This window comes from Curtobacterium sp. WHRI 8282, from assembly GCF_040223925.2.
GTDB lineage: Bacteria > Actinomycetota > Actinomycetes > Actinomycetales > Microbacteriaceae > Curtobacterium > Curtobacterium flaccumfaciens.
Genome location: NZ_JBEHCD020000002.1, coordinates 539,584 through 563,818, shown reverse-complemented (window position 1 = coordinate 563,818; position 24,235 = coordinate 539,584). Strand labels below are relative to the sequence as shown.

Below are 24,235 nucleotides of genomic sequence, written 5' to 3'. Positions count from 1 at the left end.
TGCGACGGCGGCGGGCAGCCGTTCGTAGACTGCACAGCGTGAACGGCGAACCCGACTTCCTGCGGACCCTGCGACTCGAGGACACCGGTGCGAGCACGGGCGAGACGATCCTGACCGGTGCCAGCCACTGGTCCCCGGGCGGACGGGTGTTCGGCGGCCAGGTCCTGGCGCAGTGCATCGTCGCCGCGCAGCGGACGATCGAGGGACGCGACGTCCACTCGATGCACGGCTACTTCCTGCGGCCCGGCGACATCGACGTGCCGATCACCTTCGGCGTCGAGCGCATCCACGACGGCCGGTCGTTCGCGGCCCGTCGCGTGCAGGCCTACCAGCGGGGTGTCCCGATCTTCTCGATGATCGCGTCGTTCCAGGTGCCGGACACCGGCATCGAGCACCAGGACCCGTACCCGGTGGACACCCCGGACCCGGAGTCGCTACCGTCGGCCGCGTCGATCCTGTCCGCGATCGACCACCCGGTCGCACGTGCCTGGGCCGCGCGGTCCATCGACCTGCGACACGTCGAGGGCCCGGTGTTCGTCGACGTGCAGGGCGAGCACGTGCCGCACCAGGCGGTCTGGTTCCGGGTGCAGGGCGACCTGCCGGATGACCCGGCGCTCCACCGTGCGGTGCTCGGGTACGCGAGCGACCTGTCGATCCTCGAGCCGATCATGCGGCGGCACGGCGTCGCCTGGGGCACCCCGGGGGTCAAGAGCGCGAGCCTCGACCACGCCATGTGGTGGCACCGCGACGGTCGCGCCGACGAGTGGATCCTGTACACGCAGGAGTCCCCGAGCGCGCAGGGCGGACGGGGACTCGCGTTCGGCCGGATGTTCTCCCGTGACGGCAAGCTGCTGGCCACCGTCGCCCAGGAGGGCATGATGCGGGTGCCTACGGCCGGCTGAACTGCACCGGTTCCTCGAGGTAGCGCTCGCACGCGGCCCGCTCGGTGTCGGTCAGCCGACGCGGACGGTTCGTCGCCGCGTCGACCATCACGAGCGCCGTCGTCGCCCGGGTGTACAGGACGGCGGGGTGCTGCCCCGCCGGCGACCAGACCTCGTACGAGACGTCGATGCTCGCACCCCCGAGCCGCCCGATCCACATCTGGATGTCGAGCGGCTGACGGAGGTACGGGATGGACTCCAGGTACTCGAGGCGCTGACCGGCGATCACCGTCATGGTGCCCGAACCGGGCCGACCGTCGATGATCGGCTCGGGCAGGTCGCCGTCCGGGTCCTCACCCGGGTCTGCACCCCAGAACCCCACGATGCGCGCTTCTTCGAGCAGGCGCAGCATCGCGGAGTTGTTGACGTGGCCGTAGGCGTCGATGTCGCTCCACCGCATGCGGATGGGAGCGTGCAGTCTCGCCACGAGGGTCAGTCGCGGGTGAGCTTGCGGTAGGTCGCGCGCCCGGGCTTCGCGGCATCGGCGCCGAGGCGCTCGATCTTGTTCTCCTCGTAGGCCTCGAAGTTGCCCTCGAACCAGTACCAGTTCGGCGTGCCGTCCTCGTTGAGGCCCTCCCACGCCAGGATGTGCGTGGCGATGCGGTCGAGGAACCACCGGTCGTGGGTGATGACCACGGCGCAACCGGGGTACTCGAGCAGGGCGTTCTCGAGGCTGCCGAGCGTCTCGACGTCCAGGTCGTTGGTCGGCTCGTCGAGGAGCAGCAGGTTGCCGCCCTGCTTGAGCGTCAGCGCCAGGTTCAGACGGTTGCGCTCACCACCGGACAGGATGCCGGCGCGCTTCTGCTGGTCCGGGCCCTTGAACCCGAACTGCGACACGTAGGCGCGGGACGGGATCTCGGTCTTGCCGACCTGGATGTAGTCGAGTCCGTCGGACACGACCTCCCACAGGTTCTTGTTCGGGTCGATGCCGCCGCGGGTCTGGTCGACGTAGGAGATCTGGACGGTGTCACCGATCTTCAGCGTGCCGCCGTCGAGGGGCTCGAGCCCGACGATCGTCTTGAAGAGCGTGGTCTTGCCGACGCCGTTCGGGCCGATGACGCCGACGATGCCGTTGCGGGGCAGCGTGAACGACAGGTCGCCGATGATGACGCGCTCACCGAACTGCTTGCGCAGGTGCTCGGCGTCGATGACCTGCGAACCCAGACGCGGGCCGACCGGGATCACGATCTCCTCGAAGTCGAGCTTGCGGGTGCGCTCGGCCTCGGTGACCATCTCCTCGTAGCGGGCGAGACGGGCCTTCGACTTCGCCTGACGGCCCTTGGTGTTGCTCCGGACCCAGTCGAGCTCCGAGGACAGGCGCTTCGCGAGCTTGGCGTCCTTCTTGCCCTGGACCTCGAGGCGAGCGCGCTTCTTCTCGAGGTAGGTCGAGTAGTTGCCCTCGTACGGGTACAGGCGGCCGCGGTCGACCTCGGCGATCCACTCGGCGACGTGGTCGAGGAAGTACCGGTCGTGGGTCACGGCGAGGACGGCACCGTGGTACTGCTGCAGGTGCTGCTCGAGCCAGAGCACGCTCTCGGCGTCGAGGTGGTTGGTGGGCTCGTCGAGGAGGAGCAGGTCGGGCTTCTGGAGCAGCAGCTTGCAGAGCGCGACGCGGCGCTTCTCACCACCGGACAGGTGCGTGACGAGTTCGTCCCCCGGGGGGCACTGCAGCGCGGCCATGGCCTGCTCGAGCTGGGAGTCGAGGTCCCACGCGTCAGCGGCGTCGATGTCTTCCTGCAGCGTGCCCATCTCGGCCAGGAGCGCGTCGAAGTCGGCGTCCGGCTCGGCCATGAGCGCCGAGATCTCGTTGAAGCGCGCGAGCTTGCCGTGGATCTCGCCCACGCCTTCCTGCACGTTCTCGAGCACGGTCTTGCTCTCGTCGAGCTCCGGCTCCTGCATGAGGATGCCGACGCTGAAGCCCGGCGTGAGCTTCGCCTCGCCGTTGGACGGCTGGTCGAGACCCGCCATGATCTTCAGGATCGTCGACTTGCCAGCACCGTTCGGTCCGACGACGCCGATCTTGGCGCCGGGGAGGAACGACATCGTGACGTCGTCGAGGATCAGCTTGTCGCCGACCGCCTTGCGGGCGCGGACCATCTGGTAGATGTACTCAGCCATATCTCGATGAGTCTACTGAACCCGGCCCGCTGCCGGAACGCGCACAAGGGGTGTTGCATCGGCACACTTCGACGTACGGTTGCCTCGCCTTCCACCAGAGGCCTCGTCGTCCACACGGAGATCAGGATCAGGGACATGCCCACAACACGAATCCGCCGGCTCGCACTCCCCCTCGTCGGAGCGGTCGCACTCGCGGTCGGTCTCGTCGCACCCACCGGCGCGACGGCATCGGCAGCCACCGTCGCCCCGCACGGCACTCCGCTGGTCGAGTACACCGCCAACATCACCGAGGGCGGGGCCGGCACCGGGTACTCCTCGTACATCAACGTGCACGACGCCTACAACAACGCGTTCTCCGTGGGGATCCAGTCCGACAAGGGGTCCACCGTGAGCAAGGGTGCGCCGCGGTTCATCTGGGAGCGCGTGCAGAACGGCAAGTTCACGTACGGCTACCTCGGCCCGGCGACCCACAACGTGACCCCGGTCGGACTCCGCTTCTACCCGAACAACGTCGGGACCTTCTTCGCGAACGGCCACACGATCGCGGCGGTCGGCCTGAACCTGAAGGGGCGCCTGTTCTTCAACGTCGAGGGGAACGGCCGCCTGAACGGCGACGTCGTCCACTCGTCGATGCGCAACGTGAAGATCACGGTGCGCAACAAGCCCGGCGTGAGCGGTCTGCAGGGCACGTGGAACACGAACTTCTCGTTCCACGGCCTGAAGGCACGCCAGGTCAACTCGCCGGCGGTCCAGGGAGCGACGTTCTGGGTGGACGGCCGTGTGAGCGGCCTGCCGAAGGGCGGCAACTGGGACACGACCGAAGTGGCGGGCATCGGCATGATCACCCAGCGCTGGTGATCGTCGGACACTGATCCGCGCGACGGGCATCACGCGGCCGTGCGTTCGTGCTCCTCGGGTGCGTCCAGGGCGCGCAGGCCGTCGACCTGACCGGCGTCGTCGAGATCGTGGTCGTGTTCGTCGTCCCGATCGACGTGGTCGGGCTCGACGTGATCGACCGACTCCTCGCCGTCCGCCCGGGCCTGGTCCTGCCCAGGAGCCGACCCGGGCTCGTCCGGGGTCGGGCCGCGCACCTCGCCGGTCCGGGGGTCGACGTCCGGGGTGACACCCGGCGTCACCGCCGAGTCCGAGGTGTGTCGAGGCACCTTGACCCAGTTGCTGATGCCCCACGCCAGGTCGTGCCCGATGCCGTCGGCGTCGATCTCGACCGAGGTCCCACCGCGACCGTCGCGTTCCCACGTGCGGATGCGGACCCGGCCGGCGACGACGATCCGGTCGCCCTTCTTCAGGGACTTGAACACGTTCGATGCGAGCGACCGGAACGCGGTGACGGTGTACCAGTTGGTCGCGCCGTTGACCCAGGCGGCGGTTGCCCGGTCCCAACGGCGTGAGGGCGACGCGAGTCGGAGACTCGTGATGGCGATGCCGGTCTCGGTGACGAGGTGCCGGGGCTCGGTGGCGACGATTCCGCAGACGGTGATGATGTCGTTCATGGGTCGATCGTCACGGAGCCCGGGGCTGCATCAGCGGCCCCGGGCTCGATCTGTGGCGTGTGGACCCGATCAGGCGACCTGTGGAGGACGAGTCCCCCGGGCCTCCTGTCCGGACCCGCTCAGTGAGCTCGGAACTCGGGCCGGGCGGCCAACGGTCCGAGCGCGGCGTGGACCGCACCCTTCGCGGAGTCGAGGGACGGGTAGGGCCCGCCCGCCCGTCGGCGTCCGTAGAGCTCGACCTGGAAGCCGTCCGCCGCCCGGTGGATGCTGCCCACCGCGCCGGCCGGACCGATGGCGACCCAGGTTCCCGTGTTGTCCGTCATGTTCGAACCACCTCCTTGTGGCCCTGCCGTCCCGGGGTCAGGACGCCAGGATGTACTGACTGTAGGCCTTCCGGACCTTGTTCACCTTGGGCAGCGCCACTGCGAGGCAGTAACCCTGGCCCGGGTTCTTCGCGAAGAAGTCCTGGTGGTACTCCTCGGCGCGGTGGAACGTCGAGAGCGGCTCGATGGTGGTGACGATGCCGCCGTCCCAGATGTCGGAAGCCCGCTCGATCGCGCGCTCGAACAGCTCGCGCTGCGCGTCGTCGGCCGGGAACATCGCCGAGCGGTACTGCGTGCCGACGTCGGCGCCCTGACGGTTCAGCTGACGGGGGTCGTGCAGCGTGAAGAAGACGTCGAGGATCACGTCGGCGGGGATCACCGACTCGTCGAACGTCACGGCGACCGCCTCGGCGTGCCCCGTCGTGCCGGTGCACACCAGTTCGTAGGAGGGCTCCTCGACGTGTCCGCCGACGTAGCCGGACACCACGTCCTGCACACCCTGGAGCGTGCGGTACACGGCGTCGAGACACCAGAAACATCCACCTGCGAGCACGAACGTGGTCATGGCCACTCCCTCTCTCCGGGCCGCCGATGCAGCCGCCTCGTTCCTCCACAACAGTGCGCGCGGAGACCCTGTTCCCCAGATCTGATGGCACCCCTCGGCGTGTCGGTGGTCCGCCGTAGCGTCGGCACCACACCGACCAGGAGGCCAGCGATGCAGACCATCACCGAACCCGCACTGCGGATCCGCACCGTCCCGCTGGCCCGCGCCCGGGGCGACTACCGGATCCTCGACGTCCGCGACGACCTGAGCCGGGTCACCCGGGCCAACGGCGAGATCGTCGGGTACGTCGACCGCATCGACGTCGCCGGCGACACCGCGTACCGTGCCCGCCGGTACGTCGCGACCGAGCGCCGGTTCGTCGAGCTGCCGAGCGTGTGGTCCGCCGACGACGCCGTGGACACCCTGCGCTGGTCATGATGTTCCAGATTGGAATCATCTGCGGTGGGATGCGCGGAACGCCGTCCGGCCTCCCCGACGCCTGAACGTTCCGTGGGTATGGTGCGCGCATGGACTGGTGGAACGACCTGACCGACTGGACTTCGTCCGACACGGGTTGGCGGGTGCTCTCGGGCGCTGTGATCCCCTTCGTCGCCATCGTCGTGGCGGGCGTCATCGCGGCGCTCATCGGGCGCAGCGCGACGAAGCGGGTCGTGGCGCTGCAGGAGCGGGAATCGAAGAACGCGGCCGTGGCCGCGATCCTGACGGCTGCGCGCAAGGCAGCTGCGTGGGGATCGCTCGGACACGACGAGCGGGCCTACGCCGACCACCTCGCCGAGGACGCCGACATCCGGCTGCGCCTGCTCCCCGTGCAGGGTGCGCCCCTGGCCGCCAACTGGGCACAGCACGAGATCGCCGACATCAAGAAGAACTCGTCGACGTTCAGCTTCCAGGCCGACCAGTCCCTCGCCGAGTTCCGAGACCGCCTGCTCGACTGGCAGGCGCGACCGAGCCGTGCGCGCAAGCTCTTCAAGGCAGACCTCGAGCGCTGGAAGTTCGAGTCCCCGGACCCCGACGCCGACCTCATCAAGCGACAGCAGGACTGGAACGCCGACCAGGCCGAACCCCCGCGCACGCAGGCGCAGGCGCAGGCGCAGGCAACGGCCCCGGCCGCTCCCGCCGAGCGTCCCACCCCGACGACGACCTCGCTGCGTCCGGCGCAGCGCCCCGCGTCCGCACCCTCGACTCCTCCGGCACCGGCCGCTGCCGCCCCCGGTGCTGCTGCACCAGGTGCTGCTGCACCAGGTGCTGCCGGCGGGACGACCCCGTCGTTCTCGGTGAACCGCGGTGCGGGCACGAACCCGAACCGCGGCACCACCGACCCGAACGCCACGCGTTCCTTCGGTGACAACACCACCCGCGTGTACGGCGACGACGAGGCTGCACCCCCGGTCCGTCCGACGCTGGGTACCCCGACCTCGCCCTCCCGCTCCCCCCAGGGACGCGGCACGGACGACACCGAGGTCGTGGACGACGCCAGCGCCACCCGCGCCTTCGGCGACACCGACCGCGCACCGCGGAACGACCGCCCGTCCTCGTCCGACCGCCCCGTCGCGACGCCCACCGCAGCCGACGCACACGTCAACCGGGCACCCGCGAACGACGTCCCGCCCGCCTCGGCACCCCGGGTCGACACCCCCGGCGCGACGAACACCACGTCCGTCCCGACGCGGCTGAACCAGGCCCCCGCAGAGCCGGCCGACGCGAACGAGACGTCCGAGGCGCCGTACACGCAGCCGATCAGCGCCGCCGAGCTCCGACGCCGCGCCGCGGACGACGACGAGTAACAGCCACCACAACGAGCAGCAGCCAGCACGACGAGTAGTAGCCAGCACGACGAGAACAGGGCCGCCATCCGGAGAGGATGGCGGCCCTGTTCGTCTTCGGCGCCCCCGGCAGGAATCGAACCCGCGGCACGGTGGGTAGAAACCACCTGCTCTATCCACTGAGCTACGGAGGCGAGCAGCGTCGATTGTAGCGGCGAGCGCCCCTCAGACGCTCGATGCACGCCCCGCCGCGTCGCCGCGACAGGGCTCGGCGGTCGCCCAACGGTCGGCCACCGTCTGCTCCCCGTTCCCCTCCACGACACCCGCGCTTCGTAGCGTCCGGAGCATGCGCACCACCGGTTCCGTCCTCGCCGTCGTGCCCGCCCGTGCTGGGTCGAAGGGGATCCCCGGCAAGAACCTCCGTACGGTCGCGGGGCGTTCGCTGGTCCGTCGAGCGGTCGAATCGGCACGACGTTCCGCGCGCATCGACGAGGTGGTCGTCACGACCGACGGCGACGCCATCGCTGCCGAGGCCGTCGCCGCCGGTGCCGCCGTGGTCCGCCGTCCGCCCGAGCTCGCCGGCGACGAGGCGTCCTCGGAGTCCGCGCTGCTGCACGTCCTCGACGCGATCAGCACGCCGCTGCCCGAGGTCCTCGTCTTCCTGCAGGCGACCTCGCCGTTCATCGACCCGGCCGACCTCGACGCCGCCGTCGCGCGCGTGGTCGACGGGCACGCCGACGCGGTGTTCGCCGCCGCTCCGTCACACGCGTTCCTGTGGCGGACCGCCCCGGACGGCACGGCGGTCGCGGTGAACCACGACGCTGCGACCAGGCCCCGTCGGCAGGACCGCGAGCCCGAGTACCGCGAGACCGGCGCCTTCTACGTGATGCGGACGGCGGGGTTCCTCGAGAACCGGCACCGGTTCCACGGCCGCGTCGAGCTGGCCGTCGTCGACGGTGCCGGCGCGATCGACATCGACGACGAGGCCGACCTGGCCCTCGCCGAAGCCCTCGCCGAAGCCCCGGCCCCGGCCCCGACCCCGACCCCGACAGCCACCACGACCCGAGACCCATCCCCGACGCGGGCCACCCCCGCACCGAACGGAGCACCATGACCGTCACCATCGGTACGTCCACGATCGGCGCGGGCCACCCCGCGTACCTCATCGGCGAGATCGGCCTCAACCACAACGGCGACGTCGACATCGCGAAGCAGCTCATCGACGTCGCTGCCGACGCGGGCCTGCAGGCCGTGAAGTTCCAGAAGCGCACCCCCGCGATCTCCACGCCGGAGCACATGAAGAACACCCCGCGCAGCACCCCGTGGGGCGACATGACCTACCTGGAGTACCGCTACCGCGTCGAGTTCGACCGCGACCAGTACATCGAGATCGGCGACCACGCGACCCTCCGGGGCCTCGACTGGTTCGCGTCGCCGTGGGACGAGCCGTCGGTCGACTTCCTCGAGGACCTCAACGTCGTCGCCTACAAGATCGCCTCGGCGTCCGTCACCGACCTCGGCATGCTCGCCGCCGTCGCCGCGACCGGCAAGCCCGTCATCCTGTCGACCGGCATGTCCACGCTCGAGCAGATCGACGCCGCCGTCGAGACCCTCGGCACCGACCGTCTCGTCCTCATGCACGCGACGTCGACCTACCCGCTGCCGGCCGAGGAGGCGAACCTCCGCATGATCGACACCCTCGCCCACCGGTACGCGGGCGTCCCCGTCGGGTACTCCGGCCACGAGCCCGGCCTGCAGATCTCCATCGCCGCGGTCGCCCTCGGCGCCACGGCTGTCGAGCGCCACATCACGCTCGACCGCACGATGTGGGGCTCCGACCACGCCGCGTCGCTCGAGCCGCACGGCCTGAAGACGCTCGCCCGCGACATCCGCATCATCGAGACCGCTCTCGGCGACGGCGTGAAGAGGATCTTCCCCGGCGAGCAGGCACCGCTCGCGAAGCTGCGTCGCGTCGGCGCGTGACCGGCCCGGTCGACGGGACCCGTGCCCTGGACGGGCCGGGTGACGGTGGTGCGCTGGCAGACGGACTGGAGGCGCGCCTCCCGTCCGACGCGTCGCCACGCGTCCGACGCGTGGTCGGCCTGGTCGACACCGACTCGTTCGCGAAGTGGGGCGCGCACCTGCTGGCGAGCGCCCCGGCGGACTGGGACCTGGAGCTGCGCACCGTGGCGACCCCGCGGTCGGCGAGTCCGAAGCAGCTGCGGTCAGCGTTCCGCGGGCTCGACCGGCGACTCGCCCACCTGCACCGCGAACCACCCGCGCCCAAGGACGTCGACGCCGTCGTCGAGGAGCTCCGACAGGACCCACCGGACGCCGTCCTGGTGTCGTTGATCGGACCGGTGGCCGAACTCGTGATCGACGAGGTGCACCGGCGGATCCCGCACCGGCCGGTGCTGGTGTCGGGCCTGCCGGGGATCTCGTTCCCGTCGAAGTGGAAGGGCATCTTCTTCCGCGCCCGAGCCGACCTGTTCGTGCTGCACAGCCACCGTGAGGTCCGCGCGTACGAGGAGATGGCACGCGAGGGCGGCGTCGAGCCGCACTTCGCGCTCGCCACGCTGCCGTTCGCGCGGGGTGCCGGGGTGACCGGCAGTGCCGGCAGTGCCGGCGCGACCGATCCTGTCGGCGGTGTCGGTGGGACGGTTCGCGACTCCGTCGTCTTCGCGGCGCAGCCGAGTGTGCCGTCCGAGCGGGCCGACCGGGCGCTCGTCGTGCGGTGGCTGGTCGAGACGGCGCGGGCGCACCCGGAGTGGCGCGTCGTCATCAAGACGCGCGCTGCTGCCGGCGAGCACCAGACGCACCGCGAGGAGCACCCCTACCCGGACCTGGTGCCCGCGGACGCGCCGACCAACCTCGTGGTGGAGAGCGGGCCGATGGCCGAACACCTCGACCGGGCGGTGGCACTCGTGACCATCAGCTCGACCGCGGTGCTCGAGGCGGCGGCACGGGGTGTCGCCGCGCTCACGCTGACCGACTTCGGCATCGGGCGGCATCTGATCAACGAGGTGTTCGTGGGGAGCGGCCTCGAGGGTGACGCCGTCGACCTGGTCGATGGACGGTTCGGGGTCGTCCGGCCGGAGTGGATGCGGGACAACTACTTCCACCCGGCTTCTGAGGACGACTGGCAGCACCGGCTCGTGGAGCTCATGGCCCGACGGGACGCCGGGGCCCTGGAGGACCGGGCGCCGGCCCGGCGGAGTCGCGGTGGGGTGCTGCGCCGCGCGTGGGAGCGGAAGAACGCCCTCGGTGGGGCAGATCGTAGCCCGCTCGGGCTGGTGGCGCTGGGCATCGGAGCCCCGATCCGGGGCGCGAAGCGTCTGGTGCGACGTGTGCGGGCGATGGTCGATCCGCCGGCACCCGTGGTGGTGGCGGCGCCGACGTCGCAGCGCGCGGGGGCCCGCGCCGCTGTGCCTGCGCCGGGGGCCGCCGCGACCGCGACCGCGGCTGCGGCGCCTGCGGCGGCGACGCCTGCGGCGGCGGCGGCCGCTCGCTCAGAGCGCCTTGGCCACCGCGAGCAGGAGCTGGTCACGGGTCGGGACGCCGGGTGAACGGAAGACCTCGGTGCCGTCGTCCTGCCGCACGATGATCGTGGGCGTGGACCGGATACCGAGGTCTTCCGCGTCGTCGGGGTGCGCCGCCACGTCGCGTTCGGTCACGGTGAGCCCGGGGACGAGCGCCGAGGCCTCGGCCGACACCCGGCGGGCGGCGGCGCACGGCGCACAGAAGGCGGACGTCCAGAGGTCGAGCTGCATGTGGTCCTGCAACGCGGCGGGTGGGGGTTCTACTCCCGGTCGAACTCGCCGCTGCGGTCGCCGCGGTCCTGCAGGTCGTCCACCGGGTCCGACTCCTCCGGCTCGTAGGTGAACTCGACCGAGATCTGGTCGAGGACCTGACGGGACTTGGTGGCGCGGTAGGTGAAGGCCGTCTGCAGGCCCTCGACGTCGGCGAACACCGTGACCTCGTCGTCCAGCGCGTCGCTCGTGGCGGTGCGGGTGTCGGTCGTGCCGTCGAAGGGGCCGCCGTGGAAGATCGCGGTGTACTCGTCGCCTTCGTGGATGGTGATGTCGCTCATGCCTCCCTTCTACCAGGCGGCGGCTGGTGCAGTCTGTTCGGGCCCGTCGTTGCTCGGCTGCACCGCCGTCGCGCTCCCGTTGCGCTTTGCATAGCACAGCTATATAGTTCAGCTATGGAAACACCGCGTGAGCAGACGATCGAGACCCTCCTCGTCTCCGTCAACCGCCTGATCCGCAGCGCCGTCCAGTCGACGGGCAACACCACGTCCGCCGCGGTCTGGCGCACGCTCGGCATCCTCGAGACCGACGAGCCCCTGCGACTCGGTGAACTGGCCACCGCCTCCCGTGTGGCGCAGCCCACGATGACCCGACTCGTCGCCGGCATGCTCGCCGACGGCCTGGTCAGCCGAAGCGTCGACCCGGACGACTCCCGCGGGCAGCTCATCGAACTCACCGAGGCCGGACGCGAACGACTCGCTTCCTGGCGCTCCACCCTCACCAGCACGGTCGGTCCGTTGTTCGCCGACCTGACCGACGACGACTGGGACGTCCTGCACCACGCGGCGAACCTGATCGCCCAGCGGACGCGGACAACCCCCAACGGAACGGAGATCCCCGCGTGAACGCCCACGCACCCGCCGGCCAGTCCGGCTCCATCCTCAAGCAGTCGTCCGCGGTCTGGGCGATCGCCTTCGCCTGCGTCGTCGCGTTCATGGGCATCGGCCTCGTCGACCCGATCCTCCCGGCGATCGCGGCGTCCCTCAAGGCGACCCCCGCGCAGACCGAACTGCTCTTCACGAGCTACCTCGCCGTCACCGGTGTCGCGATGTTCTTCACCAGCTGGGTCTCCAGCCGCATCGGCGCGAAGCGCACCCTGCTCATCGGACTCGCCCTGATCGTGGTGTTCTCGGTCCTGGCGGCGACGTCGAACAGCGTGTGGAGCATCATCGACTTCCGCGCTGGCTGGGGCCTCGGCAACGCGCTCTTCATCTCCACCGCGCTCGCGACCATCGTCGGGGCAGCGTCGGGCGGCACCGCCTCGGCGATCATCCTGTACGAGGCAGCGCTCGGCCTCGGCATCGCCGTCGGCCCCCTCGTCGGAGGTCTGCTCGGCTCGGTGAGCTGGCGCGGCCCGTTCTTCGGCGTCACGACCCTGATGGCCGTCGCGTTCATCGCCATCGTCGCCCTGCTGAAGACCGGCAGCCTCGAGAAGCCCACACCGACGAAGCTCTCCGCACCCTTCCGCGCCCTGACCCGTCCGGCGCTCGCAGCTCTCGCCGCGACCGCGCTGTTCTACAACATCGGCTTCTTCGTCCTGCTGGCGTACACCCCGTTCCCGCTCGGCTTCGGCGCGCTCGGCATCGGGTTCACGTTCTTCGGCTGGGGTGTCGGTCTCGCGATCACGTCGGTGTGGGTCGCCCCGATGCTCACCGCTCGTCTCCGGAGGACGACGGTGTTGAAGATCGCGCTGCCCCTGCTCGCGCTCGACCTGTTCGCCGCGGCCCTCGTCGTGCGCTCCCAGGTCGGCCTGATCATCTGCGTCGTCATCGGTGGCCTCGTGCTCGGCGTCCTGAACACCGTGCTCACCGAATGCGTCATGGAGGCCACCGACCTCCCCCGCTCGGTCGCCTCGAGCGCCTACTCCGCCGTCCGCTTCATCGGCGGCGCCATCGCCCCGCCCGTCGCGACCCTGCTCGCCGACGCGTACTCGCCCTCGGCGGCGTACGTCTTCGCGGGTGCGTCCGTCGCGGTTGCCTTCGTCGTGATCCTCTGCACCACGAGGATCCTGCGTCGCGTCGACGACGGTGCCGAGCCGGAGCGTGTCGAGGCCGAGGCCATCACCGCCGGCGACATGGCCTAGCCGCCGGGCGCCCGCGACTCGCATCCGCGCCCCACTTCCCCACGAACGGGCGAAATGCCGGAGTGTCCCCCTTGGGCACGCCGGCATTTCGCCCGTTCGTGCGTCCGCGCGCTCGCGCGGCCTCTCTCCCTTTCACCGCTCCCCCTCACCCGCGCGAGCGGGCGAAATGCCCGAGTCGCCCTGCGGACGAAGCCGGGCATTTCGCCCGCTCGCGCGGTCGGCTCACGGTCGGCAGGAGCAGTGCGGCAGGGGGGCGGACGTGACTGCCTGGAGGCGCTGAGCGGCCTGACGGGGCAGCCACGGGCCTCCAGGCGGTCGCCTGCAGTACCCGCGGCTCACCCCGCGGACGAGCGGGCGAAACATCCGGGGGCGTCCCGAAGGCGACCGCGGCATTTCGCCCGCTCGGCTGGGCGCGGGCGTGCCAAGGCGCGACCGGCGCGCGGCCGCCGTGGGCGAGCGGGCGGAATACCGCGGTCCGTCCGCGGGGCGGCCGCGGCATTTCGCCCGCTCGCGGTCACGACGCGGGGGCCGGCGGGATCGGTGGCGGCAGGCGGGGTGGAAGCGACCGTCTGGAGGCGCGGGGTGCCCCACCGGGGTCGGGGTGGGCCTCCAGGCGGTCGCCTGCACCGCATGCGGCTCACGTGATCGACGAGCGGGCGGAACATCCGGGTGCGTCCGCAAGACGACCGCGGCATTTCGCCCGCTCGCGGATCGGACGCGCGGGACGGGTGACCGAGCACCGGCCACCGAGCACCGAGCACCGAGCACCGAGCCCGAGCACCGAGCCCGAGCACGCGCAGGCACAGGCAGGCACGGGCGCGGCCGGGCACAGCGGCACGTACGGGAGGCACGCGGGGCGGGAATAGGATCGAGGACATGGCAACCGCGAATGACCGCCTCGTCTGGATCGACTGCGAGATGACCGGCCTCGACCTCGAGGTCGACGAACTCGTCGAGGTGGCCGTGGTCATCACCGACTTCGACCTCGAGCCCGTGCACCCCGGCTTCGACATCGTCATCAAGCCGGACCAGTCCGCGCTCGACAACATGAACGAGTTCGTGACGAACATGCACGTCACCTCGGGGCTCCTCGAGGAGATCCCGAACGGCGTGAGCCTGGCGGACGCCGAGTACCAGGTGCTCGAGTACATCCTCCAGCACGTCCCCGCCGAGGGCTCCGCACCCCTGGCCGGCAACACGATCGGCACCGACCGCGCGTTCCTGTCGAAGTACATGCCGCGGGTCGACGGGCACCTGCACTACCGCAGCGTCGACGTGTCGAGCATCAAGGAACTCTGCCGTCGCTGGTTCCCCCGCGTGTACTTCAACGCACCGGAGAAGCACGGTGGTCACCGGGCCCTCGCGGACATCCTCGAGTCGATCCGCGAGCTCGAGTACTACCGCCGCGCCGGCTTCGTCGCCGAGCCCGGCCCGAGCACCGACGACGTGCGCGCCGTGCAGGCCGACGTCGTGGCGAAGTGGGAGTCACGGCTGGCGCAGCCCGCAGCCGAGTAGCGACACGGGTGGTCCGCACCCCGTCCCGCATGTACTACTATTGAGTGGTCGCGCCGGTCCGCCGGTTCGAACATGGTGGATATAGCTCAGTTGGTAGAGCGCCTGGTTGTGGTCTAGGAGGTCGCGGGTTCGAGACCCGTTATTCACCCCAGTCGAGGGAGAGTCCTGTTGCGTGTGACGCAACCGGGGCTCTCCCTCAGTGTTTGTCTGGGCACCTCCGGCGCCGTGCGGCTTCGCCGCGAGGGTTCAACCGCAGGTGGTTAGCCGCGAGGGTTCAACCGCAGGTGGTCAGCCGCAGGTGCTCAGCCGCGAGTGGTCAGCGCGGTGTGGGACGATCCCTGCGTGATGGAGATGTCCGCCGAAGCGTTCGAGCAACTCGTGACCGACGAACTCGACCTGCTGCCCGACGAGATGGTCGACGGGCTCGACAACGTGGTGTTCGTCGTCGAGGACGAGCCGGAGAACGGCGAAGAGCTGTTCGGCGTGTACGACGGCATCGCGGCCACCGAGCGCGGGCAGTACGGCTTCGGCGAACTCCCCGACCGCATCGTCGTGTTCCGGAAGCAGCACCTGGCCGAGTGCGACACCGTCGAGGAGCTCAAGGACGAGGTGCACACCACCCTCGTGCACGAGATCGGCCACTTCTACGGGATCGACGACGAGCGGCTGCACGAGCTCGGCTGGGCGTAGCGGTGAGCCGGAGCGCCGCGGCGCCCGGTGCCCGGGTTTCGGGCTCAGCGACACTCCTCGGGCCCACGGGCGCGAGAACTGTCGCTCACCGCGAAAACTCACGCCACCCCCGCCCCACCCCGCCCCGCCCCCGCCCCGCCCCGCGGCAGCCCGCGCCCCTCAGAACCGCGTCGACCCCACCTCGTGGTACTTCTCCCACGCCCCCACCGGCCCCCGCCCGTGCAGCGCGTACTCCCCCACCATCCGCCCCTTGTAGACCGCCGGGTTGTGCGACGCCACCACCCGGGCGTTCCGCCAGTGCCGGTCCAGCGCACGCGTCCGGTCGGCAGCGGACGCCCCGCCGACCTCGAAGAGCTCGGACGCCGACCGCAGCACCCGCGGCCCGATCTCGACCTGCGCCTGGTACACGGCGTTCTCGGCCGCGTCGAGCACCACGCGGTCGACGCCGACCCCGGGCTCGTTCGTCGCGACGACCCCGTCGAGCAGCCCCGCAGCGGCGACGACGAGTGACCGGGCGGTGAACGCCCCGGCCGACAGCCGCCCGAGCACCGCGAGCACCTGCGGGTCCTCCCCCGGCACGGCCGCGTTGGCGTGGATGTACGTGCGGGTCCGTGGTCGCACGAAGGCCACGGCGTCGTCGGACACGGCCTGCCCGATCCCGGCGAGGACCGCCAGCAGGTACAGCTGGTAGAAGGCCTGGATGTGCGACAGCGGGGCGTCCCGGTACGCCGACACCACCGAGGGGTCGACCGACACCCCGTCGAACACGGTGGTGCCGGACGCCGTCAACCGCTGCCCGAACCCGTCCCAGTCGTCGATGCTCCTGACGCCCGGCGCGGAGGCGTCGACGGCGAACGTCACGCGCTCCCCGTCACGGTCCGCCGCCAGGTAGATCCAGTCCGCGTAGAGCGTGCCGGTCGAGTAGAACTTCCGCCCGTCGAGGCGGAGGGAACCACCAGACGGCGTCACCGTCGTCGAGATGTCGGCCAGGGTCGTCCCGGTCCGCTCCGAGGTCGCGTTCCCGACGATCGCGCCGCCGACGATCCGGTCGAGCCACTGGTCCCGCGACGCCGAGTGCGGCCGCAGCAGCACCAGTTCGGTGTACCCGAAGTGTCCCCGCCACAGGTGCGCGACGTTCGAGTCCGCCGCCGCCAGGTCCGCCACCAGGTGCGCGAGTTCGACCAGCGTCACGCCGAAGCCGCCGCGGTCCTCCGGCACGCGGAGCCGCCCGAACCCCGCGTCGGCGAGCGCCCGGACCTCGGCGTGCGGCAGCGGCCGGTCGCCGGGAGTGCCGGACGCGAGCTCACGCTCGACCGCGCCGTCGCGGATGGTCACGAACACGGGCGCGAAGCGTTCGCGCAGGGTCGCCAGACGGTCGGCCGGGAGGCCCGTCACGGCTCCGTCGGTCGTCGTCGCGGCCGTCATGCGGGCACCTCCACCGCACGGGTCGCGTCGGCCGGGTGGGTCGCGTCGTCGGGGTGGGTCGCGGTCGCGCCGGCACCGCCCGTGAACGCTCCGCGCCACCGCCTGGCGGGGTGCGAGTCCGGCAGCTGTGCGTGGCCGAAGAGCTTCTCGCGCAGGGTCCCCTCGCGGTACTCGGACTGCATCAGCCCGCGCTCCTGCAGGGTCGGCGCGATGTGGTCGACGAACTCCTCGTACGAGCCGGGCAGCGTCCAGTTGATGACGTTGACGCCGTCGACGCCCACGCGCTGCCAGTCGGCGAGCTCGTCGGCGATCTGCTCCGGCGTCCCGACGACCCGGGCGCGGAGCTTGGCGGACAGCCGGGCGAGGTCGGCGATGGTCGGTTCGCGGTCCCCGGCGGCCTCGCGGAGCCACTGCAGGTGCGACTGCCCGGCGTGGGTGCGGACCTCGGACAGCGGGGTGTCCGGGTCGAGGGGCTCGCCGGTGTCCGGGTCGAAGCCGAGGTTCGAGTGCACCAGGAACCCGTCGGCGGCCAGGTACTCGTCGATCTCCGCTTCCTTGGCCTTCGCCTCGGCCTCGGTGGAGCCGGTGACGAAGGTCAGGCCGAGGAAGAACGCGATGTCGTCCCGCTGCCGGCCGGCGGCCTCGGCCAGGTCGCGGGTCTCGCGGATGAGCTGTTCGGTGGCGTCCCGGTTCGAGGTCAGGATGAACTGCGCCTCGGCGTTCCGTGCGGCGAAGGCACGGCCGGCCGGCGACGACCCGGCCTGGAACAGCACCGGGGTCCGCTGTGGTGACGGCGCCGACAGGTGCGGCCCCTGCACGTCGTAGCGCTTGCCGTGGTGGTCGATGCGGTGCACCCTGTCGGGGTCGGCGTAGCCGCGGACGGGGTCCTTCAGCACGGCGCCGTCCTCCCACGATCCCTCCCAGAGCTTCGCGCAGACCTCGAGGTACTCCTCGGCCCAGACGTAGCGCTCGTCGTGCTCCTCGAGCCGGTCGGCCCCGAAGTTCCGGGCGGCGCTGTCGAGGGCGCTCGTGACGACGTTCCAGCCGATGCGGCCCCGGGTGATGTGGTCGAGCGTGGAGACCTTGCGGGCGAAGTCGAACGGGTGCGCCTGGATGACGCTCGAGGTGAACGCGAGCCCGAGGTGCTCGGTCGACACTGCGAGCGCGGAGAGCAGCACGGAGGGGTCGTTCGAGGGGATCTGCAGCCCCTCGCGCAGGTTGGTCGAGTAGTCGCCGCGACCGGGGCCGTAGGTCCCGACGACGTCGGCGAAGAACATCGCGTCGAACCTGCCGCGCTCGAGGGTCCTCGCCAGGTCGGTCCACAGCGTCACGTCGTCGAAGTCCGCCTGCCGGGCGGCGGGGTGCCGCCACAGGCCGTGCTGGATGTGCGAGGTCGTGTTCATGACGAAGGCCGCGAAGCGCAGCGGGCGGTTCGGTGCATCGCTCATGCGTCCCATCGTGGTCGGCGGGCACCGCCCGACGACAGCGACGTGACCTCCCGTTACGCGCGGTGTTCCCCGCGGCCCTGGACGCGACCATGCTCCTGAGGCATGCCGAGCCAGACCACCGTCACCGCGCCTCCAGACCGTCCCGCCGCACCGTCGACCACCGCGACCCGTCGTCGGGTCGCCCTCGCGTCGTTCGTCGGGACGACCGTCGAGTACTACGACTTCTACCTCTACGCGACGGCCTCGGCGCTGGTGTTCGCACCGACGTTCTTCCCGTCCGTGACGCCGGCCGTCGGGGTCATCGCGTCGTTCGCGACCTACGGCGTCGGGTTCGTGGCGCGGCCGCTCGGCGGTGTGATCGCCGGCCACCTGGGTGACCGGATCGGGCGGAAGAAGCTGCTCGTCGCGTCGCTGGTGCTGATGGGCATCGCGTCCACGTTGATCGGGGTCATCCCCTCCGCCGCGACCATCGGGGTCGGTGCCGTCGTGGCGCTCGTGTTCCTGCGGCTGCTGCAGGGCGTCGCGGCCGGTGCGGAGTGGGGCGGCTCGGCGCTGCTGTCCGTCGAGCACGCGCCGGAGCGGCACCGGGGGCTGTTCGGGGCGTTCACGCAGATGGGGTCGGCCGGTGGGATGCTCCTGGCGACCGGGGTCTTCACGCTCGTGCGGTCGCTGCTCGGCACCGAGGCGTTCCTGGCCTGGGGCTGGCGGCTGCCGTTCCTGTTCTCGGCGGTGATCGTGGCGGTCGGGCTCGTCATCCGGCTCGGCGTGCAGGACGCCCCGGTGTTCCAGGAGCTGCGCGCCTCGGGCGGGGTCGAACGGTTCCCGGTGTGGCAGGCGATCCGGCAGCACCCGCGGTCGATCCTGGTGACGGCGGGCCTGCGCCTCGTGCAGCCGGCGCTGTACTCGATCCTGACGACGTACTCGCTGACCTACCTCGGCAACGTGCGAGGGCCATCGGGCTCGGACGCGGGGTTGCAGGCCGTGCTCGTGATCTCGGCGGTGTCGCTCGTGTCGACGCCGTTCTGGGGGTGGCTGTCGGACCGGGTCGGGCGGCGGGTGCTGACGATCTGGTCGGCGGTGGGCATCGCGGTGCTCATCTGGCCGTTCTTCGCGTTCCTCGACGCCGGGCCGCTCGTGCTGCTGCCGCTCGTGGCGCTCATCGGGATGTGCGTGTTCCACGACAGCATCTACGGGCCGCAGGCGGCGTGGTTCGCGGAGCAGTTCCCGACCGGGCGGCGGTACTCGGGGATGTCGCTCGGGTACCAGATCGGGTCGATCTTCTCGGTGGGGCTGACGCCGCTGCTGGCCGCGGTGTTCGTACAGCTCGGGGGCGGGTCGCCGTGGATCCTGTGCGGGTACCTCGGGGTGTACGCGGTGCTGACGATCGTGGCGGCGGTGTTCGCGGTGGACCCGCGGGCGGTGGCGCGGCGGGAGGCGCGAGCGGGCGCGGGCGCGGGCGGCGGCGCGGGCGCGGGCGCGGGCGCGGCGGGCGCGGCGGGCTGACGTTTCGCGCTGGGCGACAGTTCTCGCCTTCCGGAAGCCGTGAGGTGTCGCTGAGCGCGAAACCTCGGTGCTCGCCGCAGGGCAGCGCGGGCCCGCGCCCTACGTCCGCAGGACCACGTCGGCCAGGGCGGCCGGGTCCTCGGCGGCGATGAAGGCCTGTTCCTGCGCGGCCCAGCGGTCCCACTCGCGTGCGAAGACCTCGCCGTCGCGTCCGATCGCCCGGTCCCACCGCACGGCGTCGTCGGCCTCGAGCCACACCCCGAGCGACGCCAGCGGCGCCGACGCCCGGGACAACGCCCCGCAGCCCTCGACCACGATCGGCAGGTCGGGGTCCACCGACGCCCAGTCCGCGGGCGCGTCGGCCACCCAGTCCCAGCGTCGGTACCCGCTCGGCGCTCCGAGGACGTCCGTCACCACGGCATCGGCAGCCGCACGCAGGCCGTCCCACCCCGGGTACAGGTCGTCCAGGTGCACGAGCTGCGCACCGAGCTGCTCCGCGACCTGTGCTCCGAGGGTGGTCTTGCCCGTGCCGGACCGGCCGTCGATGAGCACGACGGCGCGCCGGCCCGTGGCAGCGGCGACACCGGCAGCAGCAGCGGCCAGGCCGGGGGCGAGGTCACCGGCGGTCGTACCCGTCGCGCGCTCGCCGTCCGTCGTGCCGGCTGCAGGCGTCGCGTCAGGCACGCCACGTCCCCACGCTCACCGCGACGGCGATCGACACCGCGCCGATGCCGACCAGCACCGCCACCATCGCCCACTCCGGCCCGGCGAACCGTGCGACCCGCGCCCAGGTCCGCCGTCCGGGAGCACCGAACCCCCGTGACTCCATCGCCACCGCCAACGTCGTCGCCCGGCGCAGCGCGAGCACGAGCAGCGCGAACGCCATGGTCGCTCCGCGGCGGAGCCGTCCGGAGTCGGCGAGTCCTCGGGCGCGCCGGGCCATCGCGAGCTGTCGCCAGTCGTCGACGAGCAAGGTCATCATCCGGACGGCGGCGAGCGCTCCGAGCACGAACCGCGCGGGCAGCCGGAGCACCTGCGCGAGCCCGTCGGCCAGGTCGGTCGGGTCGACCCGTACGAAGAGCGCGATGGCCGGCACGCCCACCGCGAGGACCCGGAGTGCCGTCGCCAGCGCGAGCGTGAGCGACCCGTCGGTGACGTGCGCGAACCCGAGGTCGAACCACTCCCGACCCGAGGGCCTGCCGTACAGCGCGATGCTCACCGCCGTCAGCGGCACCGCGACGAGCACCGGTGCGAGTCGGAGCAGCAGGGTCCGGACCGGCAGGCGCAGGAGCGGCAGCAGAGCGAGTTCGAACGCCAGGGCGACGGCGGCGGAGACGACGTCGAGGCTGAGCACCAGGCAGACGCCGAGGGCGAGCACACCGATCAGTGACGCGACCGGCTGGACGCCGGGGATGCCGGTCGCGCGGGCCGGCAGCGGTGGTCGCGCCGGGTCCGTTCGGTCGGTTCCGTCCGCCACGTCCGCCCCAAGCGCCGCGTCCGTCCGGTCGTCCGTGTCGGTCCGGTCTGGAGGCCCGGGGCGGCGTCCGGCTGTCGGTCCCGTCTCCGGGGCGGTCGCGACCGACGGCCCCCGGTCGCGCCCGACGGTCCGGGCGCCGTCCGGCCCGAGCACGACCTCGTCGGCGTCGAGTGCCCGGACGAGATCGCGGTCGTGGGTGACCGCCACCACCGCGGAGCCGGCGTCAGCCAGGGCCCCGAGCCGCCCGACGACGGCCTGCCACGTGGCTCGGTCCTGCCCGGAGGTCGGTTCGTCGAGCACGACGACCGGTGGCCGGGCGGCGATGACCGAGGCGATCGCGAGTCGTCGTTGTTCGCCCCCGGACAGGGTGAATGGGTTGGCGTCGGCCAGGTGTGCCAGCCCGAACTCGTCGAGCAGCGCTGTGGCTCGTTCGGCGGCGTCAGGCGCATCGAGTGCTCGAGGGCCGGCCTCGATCTCCTCGCGGACGGAGCGGGCGACGAACTGGTGCTCGGGGTCCTGGAACACCGTGCCGATCCGTGCGGCGAGTTGGCGGCTCGTCCAGGTGTGCGGCGCTGCGCCGAGACCGTCGGCGAGGGTGTCGGTGGCGCTGAGCTCGCCGGCGGCCGGTGCCAGCAGGCCCGCGAGGGTCAGCCCGAGCGTCGACTTGCCGACGCCGTTCGGGCCGGTGACCGCGAGGACCTGCCCTGCCCGGAGCCCGAGGTCGATGCCGTTCCCGACCGACTGCTTCCCCCGGGCCGTACCGAGCCCCCGGGCTTCGAGCAGCACCGCCGCCTCCGCCTCGCCGCGCTCCCCCTCGCCGAGCGGGCGGAATGCCGCGGTCGCCCCGCTGGACGCTCCGGGCATTTCGCCCGCTCGTCCGAGCGACGTCATCTCACGCGCTCCCTCGTCGAGCGCCTCCTCGCCGCGCTCTCCCTCGCCGAGCGGGCGGAATGCCGCGGTCGCCCCGCTGGACGCTCCGGGCATTTCGCCCGCTCGTCCGAGCGCACGCCGCAGCCGCCGAGCCGAACCACGCGCCGGCTCGGCACCGGGCACCCAGACCCCGGCCGCCGTGAGCGCCTCGCCGTGGTCCGCCAGCACCCGGGCCGGCGGGCCGTCCGCGACCACGCCGCCGCCTGGTTCGAGCAGCACGAGCCGATCGACCAGGTCCAGCCAGGTGCCGATCCGGTGCTCCACCACGAGCAGCGTCGCTCCGGTCTCGTCGAGCAGTGCCCGGACGGCGTCGTGCACCTGCGCCACGCCGTCCGGGTCGAGGTTCGCGCAGGGTTCGTCGAGCACGAGCGCACCCGGCCGCATCGCGAGCACGCCCGCGAGCGCCAACCGCTGCCGCTGCCCACCGGACAGCTGCGCGGTGGAACGGTCGAGCGGCAGGTCGAGGCCGACGACGTCGAGCGCCGTCCGCACCCGGTCCCAGGTCTCGTCGCGGGGGACGCCGGCGTTCTCGCAGCCGAAGGCCACGTCGTCGCCGACGCGGGACATCACGGTGTGTGCCTCGGGGTCCTGCATGACGAGACCGACACGCCCGCGGACCGCGCGGGGGTCGGCCTCGTCGACCAGGAGTGTCCCCTGCACCGAAGCAGCGGTGTCGTCGGTGGCGTCGGGCTCGTCGGGCAGCACGCCAGCGACCGCTCGCAGGAGCGTCGACTTGCCGGCACCGGACGGCCCGACGACGGCGACCCGCTCCCCCGGCTCGACGGTCAGGTGGACGTCACGGACGGCCCAGGCGTCTCGCTCCGGGTACCGCCAGCCCCAGCCACGGAACACGATCCGCGCCCCGCGGACGCCGGCACCTTCGCCGGCGTCGCCGCCGGTGGAAGGGGACGTCGCCGACGGAGCGCGCACGGTCACACCAGGGCGCGGGGCTCGCGGCGGCTGTGCTCACGGCCGGCCGCGAAGGACGAAAGCACCCCGGTGCGGGCGAGCGCCCGGACGATCAGCCACGAGCCCGCCCCCGCGATCACGGCACCGGAGATGACCGCACAGATCACGTAGACGACCTTGAAGGCGACGTCGAGCCCCGGGTACCAGAGGACGGTGTCGTTGATGCCGAGCGCGAGTCCGGCCGCGGCACCGGCGAGCACGACGACCGGCAGGCGGTAGACGCGGTACAGGAACAGCGCGAGGACGATCTCGGCGCCGAGACCTTGGACGAGGCCGGCCTCAAGCGTGAGCCATCCCCACTGGGTGCCGAACAACGCCTCCACCGAAGCGGCGACCATCTCGCCGTAGAGCGCGGCGCCGGGCTTGCGGACGACGATCGCGACGATCGGACCGGCGAGCAGCCAGACCCCGCCGAACAGGGCCTTCGTGCCGGGGAGCACGAGGTCCATGACGGCGCTGATGGGCTCGTAGCCGAACTCCCAGAGCCGGAAGACGACTCCGAGGGCCACCGCGAGGACACTCGCGACGACGATGTCGACGACCCGCCAACGCAGCGATCGCCGCGGAGCGGTGGTGACGGTTGTGGACGTGCCTGAAGGCATGCTGCTGACTCCTCCCTGCGCCGGCATGATCCGGATCAGGTTCGACGGTCGGAGCGCCGATCGCTCCCTCTCAGCCCGGCGGTCCCGGACTCCCGTGTGTGTGCCAGCAGTCTAGACGCGGTCGCGACCGCGTGACGCAACGGGAGGCCCGTGGCGGCGTCGCCACGGGCCTCCCGTGCGTCAGGTGGTCACTTCTTGAGCGCGCGCACCAGCTTGCGGAGGACACGCCCGGCCACCCACACGAAGGGGATGCTGACGACGATCAGCGAGATCGGGTTCGGCTCGAACACGAGGTCCTTGCCCGGGCGGCGGACGTAGGCACCGACGGGGGCCGACAGGCCGCCGCCACCGCCGCCACCGTTCTCGTCGTCCCCGCCGCCTCCGAAGCCGAACCAGCTGACGGACACGGGGATGAGGGTCTGGTCGCCGACCTCGACGGGTTCTCCGTAGTTCGTGGAGACCCCGAGCGGGCGGACCTGGTCTGCGATCTTCGAGACGATGTTGGCCATGCGCGCGACGCTACTCGTCCGTTCCTCCACAGGCCGCGGGGCGCAGTGGGCATC

The 24,235-nt window shown here is 71.8% G+C and carries 25 protein-coding genes, 2 tRNA genes and 1 riboswitch; of the genes, 13 read left to right on the top strand and 14 right to left on the bottom strand.

Going from position 1 to position 24,235, the window contains the following annotated elements; translation table 11 throughout:
• The first annotated feature begins 38 nt into the window (after positions 1 to 38).
• Complete coding sequence (locus ABRP24_RS08950; protein ID WP_027464655.1) at positions 39 to 902, top strand: acyl-CoA thioesterase II; 864 nt, start codon at positions 39 to 41, stop codon at positions 900 to 902.
• Here ABRP24_RS08950 and ABRP24_RS08945 read toward each other — a convergent pair.
• Together ABRP24_RS08945 and ettA are read right to left on the bottom strand one after the other, a co-directional pair.
• Positions 889 to 1,341 carry a thioesterase family protein gene (locus tag ABRP24_RS08945; RefSeq protein ID WP_035807619.1) on the bottom strand — a complete coding sequence of 151 codons (453 nt, stop codon included), beginning with the start codon at positions 1,339 to 1,341 and terminating at the stop codon, positions 889 to 891. The two genes, ABRP24_RS08950 and ABRP24_RS08945, sit on opposite strands and share 14 nt — an antisense overlap.
• A gap of 32 nt (positions 1,342 to 1,373) precedes the next feature.
• Positions 1,374 to 3,059: an energy-dependent translational throttle protein EttA gene (gene ettA / locus ABRP24_RS08940; protein ID WP_027464653.1), complete on the bottom strand. Its 1,686-nt coding sequence runs from the start codon at positions 3,057 to 3,059 to the stop codon at positions 1,374 to 1,376.
• 135 nt (positions 3,060 to 3,194) lie between these two features.
• Here ettA and ABRP24_RS08935 point away from each other — a divergent pair, with 135 nt between their 5' ends.
• On the top strand, positions 3,195 to 3,917 hold the full coding sequence (locus tag ABRP24_RS08935; RefSeq protein ID WP_111057861.1) for a hypothetical protein: 723 nt from the start codon (positions 3,195 to 3,197) through the stop codon (positions 3,915 to 3,917).
• Positions 3,918 to 3,946: 29 nt separating this feature from the next.
• On the opposite strand, the gene ABRP24_RS08930 is transcribed toward ABRP24_RS08935, so the two are convergent.
• The 3 genes from ABRP24_RS08930 to msrA all read right to left on the bottom strand — a co-directional run bounded on the left by ABRP24_RS08930 (position 3,947) and on the right by msrA (position 5,458).
• A complete protein-coding gene (locus ABRP24_RS08930; RefSeq protein WP_349847921.1) occupies positions 3,947 to 4,570 on the bottom strand; it encodes a single-stranded DNA-binding protein in 624 nt (207 codons plus the stop codon).
• Positions 4,571 to 4,689: 119 nt separating this feature from the next.
• Entirely contained in the window at positions 4,690 to 4,893 is a 204-nt protein-coding gene (locus ABRP24_RS08925; protein ID WP_071246637.1) for a hypothetical protein, read from the bottom strand.
• Between the two features lie 37 nt (positions 4,894 to 4,930).
• Complete coding sequence (gene msrA, locus ABRP24_RS08920; RefSeq protein ID WP_071246723.1) at positions 4,931 to 5,458, bottom strand: peptide-methionine (S)-S-oxide reductase MsrA; 528 nt, start codon at positions 5,456 to 5,458, stop codon at positions 4,931 to 4,933.
• Positions 5,459 to 5,608: 150 nt separating this feature from the next.
• Here msrA and ABRP24_RS08915 point away from each other — a divergent pair, with 150 nt between their 5' ends.
• Both ABRP24_RS08915 and ABRP24_RS08910 read left to right on the top strand, forming a co-directional pair.
• Positions 5,609 to 5,875 carry a hypothetical protein gene (locus tag ABRP24_RS08915; RefSeq protein ID WP_017886047.1) on the top strand — a complete coding sequence of 89 codons (267 nt, stop codon included), beginning with the start codon at positions 5,609 to 5,611 and terminating at the stop codon, positions 5,873 to 5,875.
• An 89-nt stretch (positions 5,876 to 5,964) separates the two neighbouring features.
• Positions 5,965 to 7,242: a hypothetical protein gene (locus tag ABRP24_RS08910; protein WP_349847924.1), complete on the top strand. Its 1,278-nt coding sequence runs from the start codon at positions 5,965 to 5,967 to the stop codon at positions 7,240 to 7,242.
• A gap of 100 nt (positions 7,243 to 7,342) precedes the next feature.
• On the opposite strand, the gene ABRP24_RS08905 is transcribed toward ABRP24_RS08910, so the two are convergent.
• Positions 7,343 to 7,415: transfer RNA gene (locus ABRP24_RS08905), tRNA-Arg, on the bottom strand.
• Positions 7,416 to 7,567: 152 nt separating this feature from the next.
• Between ABRP24_RS08905 and ABRP24_RS08900 the strand changes: the two genes are divergently transcribed.
• Genes ABRP24_RS08900 through ABRP24_RS08890 form a run of 3 tightly spaced genes read left to right on the top strand, consistent with a single transcriptional unit; the run spans position 7,568 to position 10,787 of the window.
• Positions 7,568 to 8,335, top strand: coding sequence for a cytidylyltransferase domain-containing protein (locus ABRP24_RS08900; protein WP_301598163.1), 768 nt, complete (start codon positions 7,568 to 7,570; stop codon positions 8,333 to 8,335).
• The gene (locus ABRP24_RS08895) at positions 8,332 to 9,204 is read left to right on the top strand and encodes an N-acetylneuraminate synthase family protein (RefSeq protein WP_017886049.1); all 873 of its coding nucleotides are present in this window, start codon (positions 8,332 to 8,334) and stop codon (positions 9,202 to 9,204) included. The genes ABRP24_RS08900 and ABRP24_RS08895 overlap by 4 nt, the downstream gene beginning before the upstream one ends.
• A complete protein-coding gene (locus tag ABRP24_RS08890) occupies positions 9,201 to 10,787 on the top strand; it encodes a DUF6716 putative glycosyltransferase (protein ID WP_349847927.1) in 1,587 nt (528 codons plus the stop codon). The genes ABRP24_RS08895 and ABRP24_RS08890 overlap by 4 nt, the downstream gene beginning before the upstream one ends.
• On the opposite strand, the gene ABRP24_RS08885 is transcribed toward ABRP24_RS08890, so the two are convergent.
• Positions 10,731 to 10,991: a thioredoxin family protein gene (locus tag ABRP24_RS08885; RefSeq protein WP_027464648.1), complete on the bottom strand. Its 261-nt coding sequence runs from the start codon at positions 10,989 to 10,991 to the stop codon at positions 10,731 to 10,733. The genes ABRP24_RS08890 and ABRP24_RS08885 overlap by 57 nt on opposite strands.
• Before the next feature lie 29 nt (positions 10,992 to 11,020).
• Entirely contained in the window at positions 11,021 to 11,311 is a 291-nt protein-coding gene (locus tag ABRP24_RS08880) for a hypothetical protein (protein WP_027464647.1), read from the bottom strand.
• Positions 11,312 to 11,425: 114 nt separating this feature from the next.
• Between ABRP24_RS08880 and ABRP24_RS08875 the strand changes: the two genes are divergently transcribed.
• From ABRP24_RS08875 to ABRP24_RS08855, 5 genes are all read left to right on the top strand, one after another.
• A complete protein-coding gene (locus ABRP24_RS08875) occupies positions 11,426 to 11,875 on the top strand; it encodes a MarR family winged helix-turn-helix transcriptional regulator (RefSeq protein ID WP_027464646.1) in 450 nt (149 codons plus the stop codon).
• The gene (locus ABRP24_RS08870) at positions 11,872 to 13,113 is read left to right on the top strand and encodes an MFS transporter (protein ID WP_349847931.1); all 1,242 of its coding nucleotides are present in this window, start codon (positions 11,872 to 11,874) and stop codon (positions 13,111 to 13,113) included. Before ABRP24_RS08875 ends, ABRP24_RS08870 begins: the two co-directional genes overlap by 4 nt.
• An 876-nt stretch (positions 13,114 to 13,989) precedes the next feature.
• A complete protein-coding gene (gene orn, locus ABRP24_RS08865) occupies positions 13,990 to 14,628 on the top strand; it encodes an oligoribonuclease (protein ID WP_027464644.1) in 639 nt (212 codons plus the stop codon).
• 75 nt (positions 14,629 to 14,703) lie between these two features.
• Positions 14,704 to 14,779 (top strand) — tRNA-His (locus ABRP24_RS08860).
• Positions 14,780 to 14,973: 194 nt separating this feature from the next.
• Positions 14,974 to 15,318, top strand: coding sequence for a metallopeptidase family protein (locus ABRP24_RS08855; RefSeq protein ID WP_017886056.1), 345 nt, complete (start codon positions 14,974 to 14,976; stop codon positions 15,316 to 15,318).
• Between the two features lie 159 nt (positions 15,319 to 15,477).
• Here the strand turns inward: ABRP24_RS08855 and ABRP24_RS08850 are convergent, their stop codons facing one another.
• Positions 15,478 to 16,743: an acyl-CoA dehydrogenase family protein gene (locus tag ABRP24_RS08850; protein WP_349847935.1), complete on the bottom strand. Its 1,266-nt coding sequence runs from the start codon at positions 16,741 to 16,743 to the stop codon at positions 15,478 to 15,480.
• On the bottom strand, positions 16,740 to 18,191 hold the full coding sequence (locus ABRP24_RS08845) for an LLM class flavin-dependent oxidoreductase (protein ID WP_349847937.1): 1,452 nt from the start codon (positions 18,189 to 18,191) through the stop codon (positions 16,740 to 16,742). Before ABRP24_RS08845 ends, ABRP24_RS08850 begins: the two co-directional genes overlap by 4 nt.
• 102 nt (positions 18,192 to 18,293) lie before the next feature.
• Here ABRP24_RS08845 and ABRP24_RS08840 point away from each other — a divergent pair, with 102 nt between their 5' ends.
• On the top strand, positions 18,294 to 19,694 hold the full coding sequence (locus ABRP24_RS08840) for an MFS transporter (RefSeq protein ID WP_349847939.1): 1,401 nt from the start codon (positions 18,294 to 18,296) through the stop codon (positions 19,692 to 19,694).
• A gap of 99 nt (positions 19,695 to 19,793) precedes the next feature.
• Here ABRP24_RS08840 and ABRP24_RS08835 read toward each other — a convergent pair whose 3' ends face one another.
• The 4 genes from ABRP24_RS08835 to ABRP24_RS08820 all read right to left on the bottom strand — a co-directional run bounded on the left by ABRP24_RS08835 (position 19,794) and on the right by ABRP24_RS08820 (position 24,181).
• Positions 19,794 to 20,378, bottom strand: coding sequence for an ATP-binding protein (locus ABRP24_RS08835; protein WP_349847940.1), 585 nt, complete (start codon positions 20,376 to 20,378; stop codon positions 19,794 to 19,796).
• Positions 20,371 to 23,031, bottom strand: coding sequence for an ATP-binding cassette domain-containing protein (locus ABRP24_RS08830; RefSeq protein ID WP_349847943.1), 2,661 nt, complete (start codon positions 23,029 to 23,031; stop codon positions 20,371 to 20,373). Before ABRP24_RS08830 ends, ABRP24_RS08835 begins: the two co-directional genes overlap by 8 nt.
• 2 nt (positions 23,032 to 23,033) lie before the next feature.
• Positions 23,034 to 23,672, bottom strand: coding sequence for an ECF transporter S component (locus tag ABRP24_RS08825; protein WP_027464637.1), 639 nt, complete (start codon positions 23,670 to 23,672; stop codon positions 23,034 to 23,036).
• A riboswitch (TPP riboswitch) is annotated at positions 23,667 to 23,778 on the bottom strand. It overlaps the preceding gene by 6 nt.
• Positions 23,779 to 23,860: 82 nt before the next feature.
• Positions 23,861 to 24,181 (bottom strand): hypothetical protein, encoded by a 321-nt coding sequence (locus tag ABRP24_RS08820; RefSeq protein WP_214522737.1) that lies wholly within the window; start codon positions 24,179 to 24,181, stop codon positions 23,861 to 23,863.
• Positions 24,182 to 24,235: the final 54 nt, after the last annotated feature.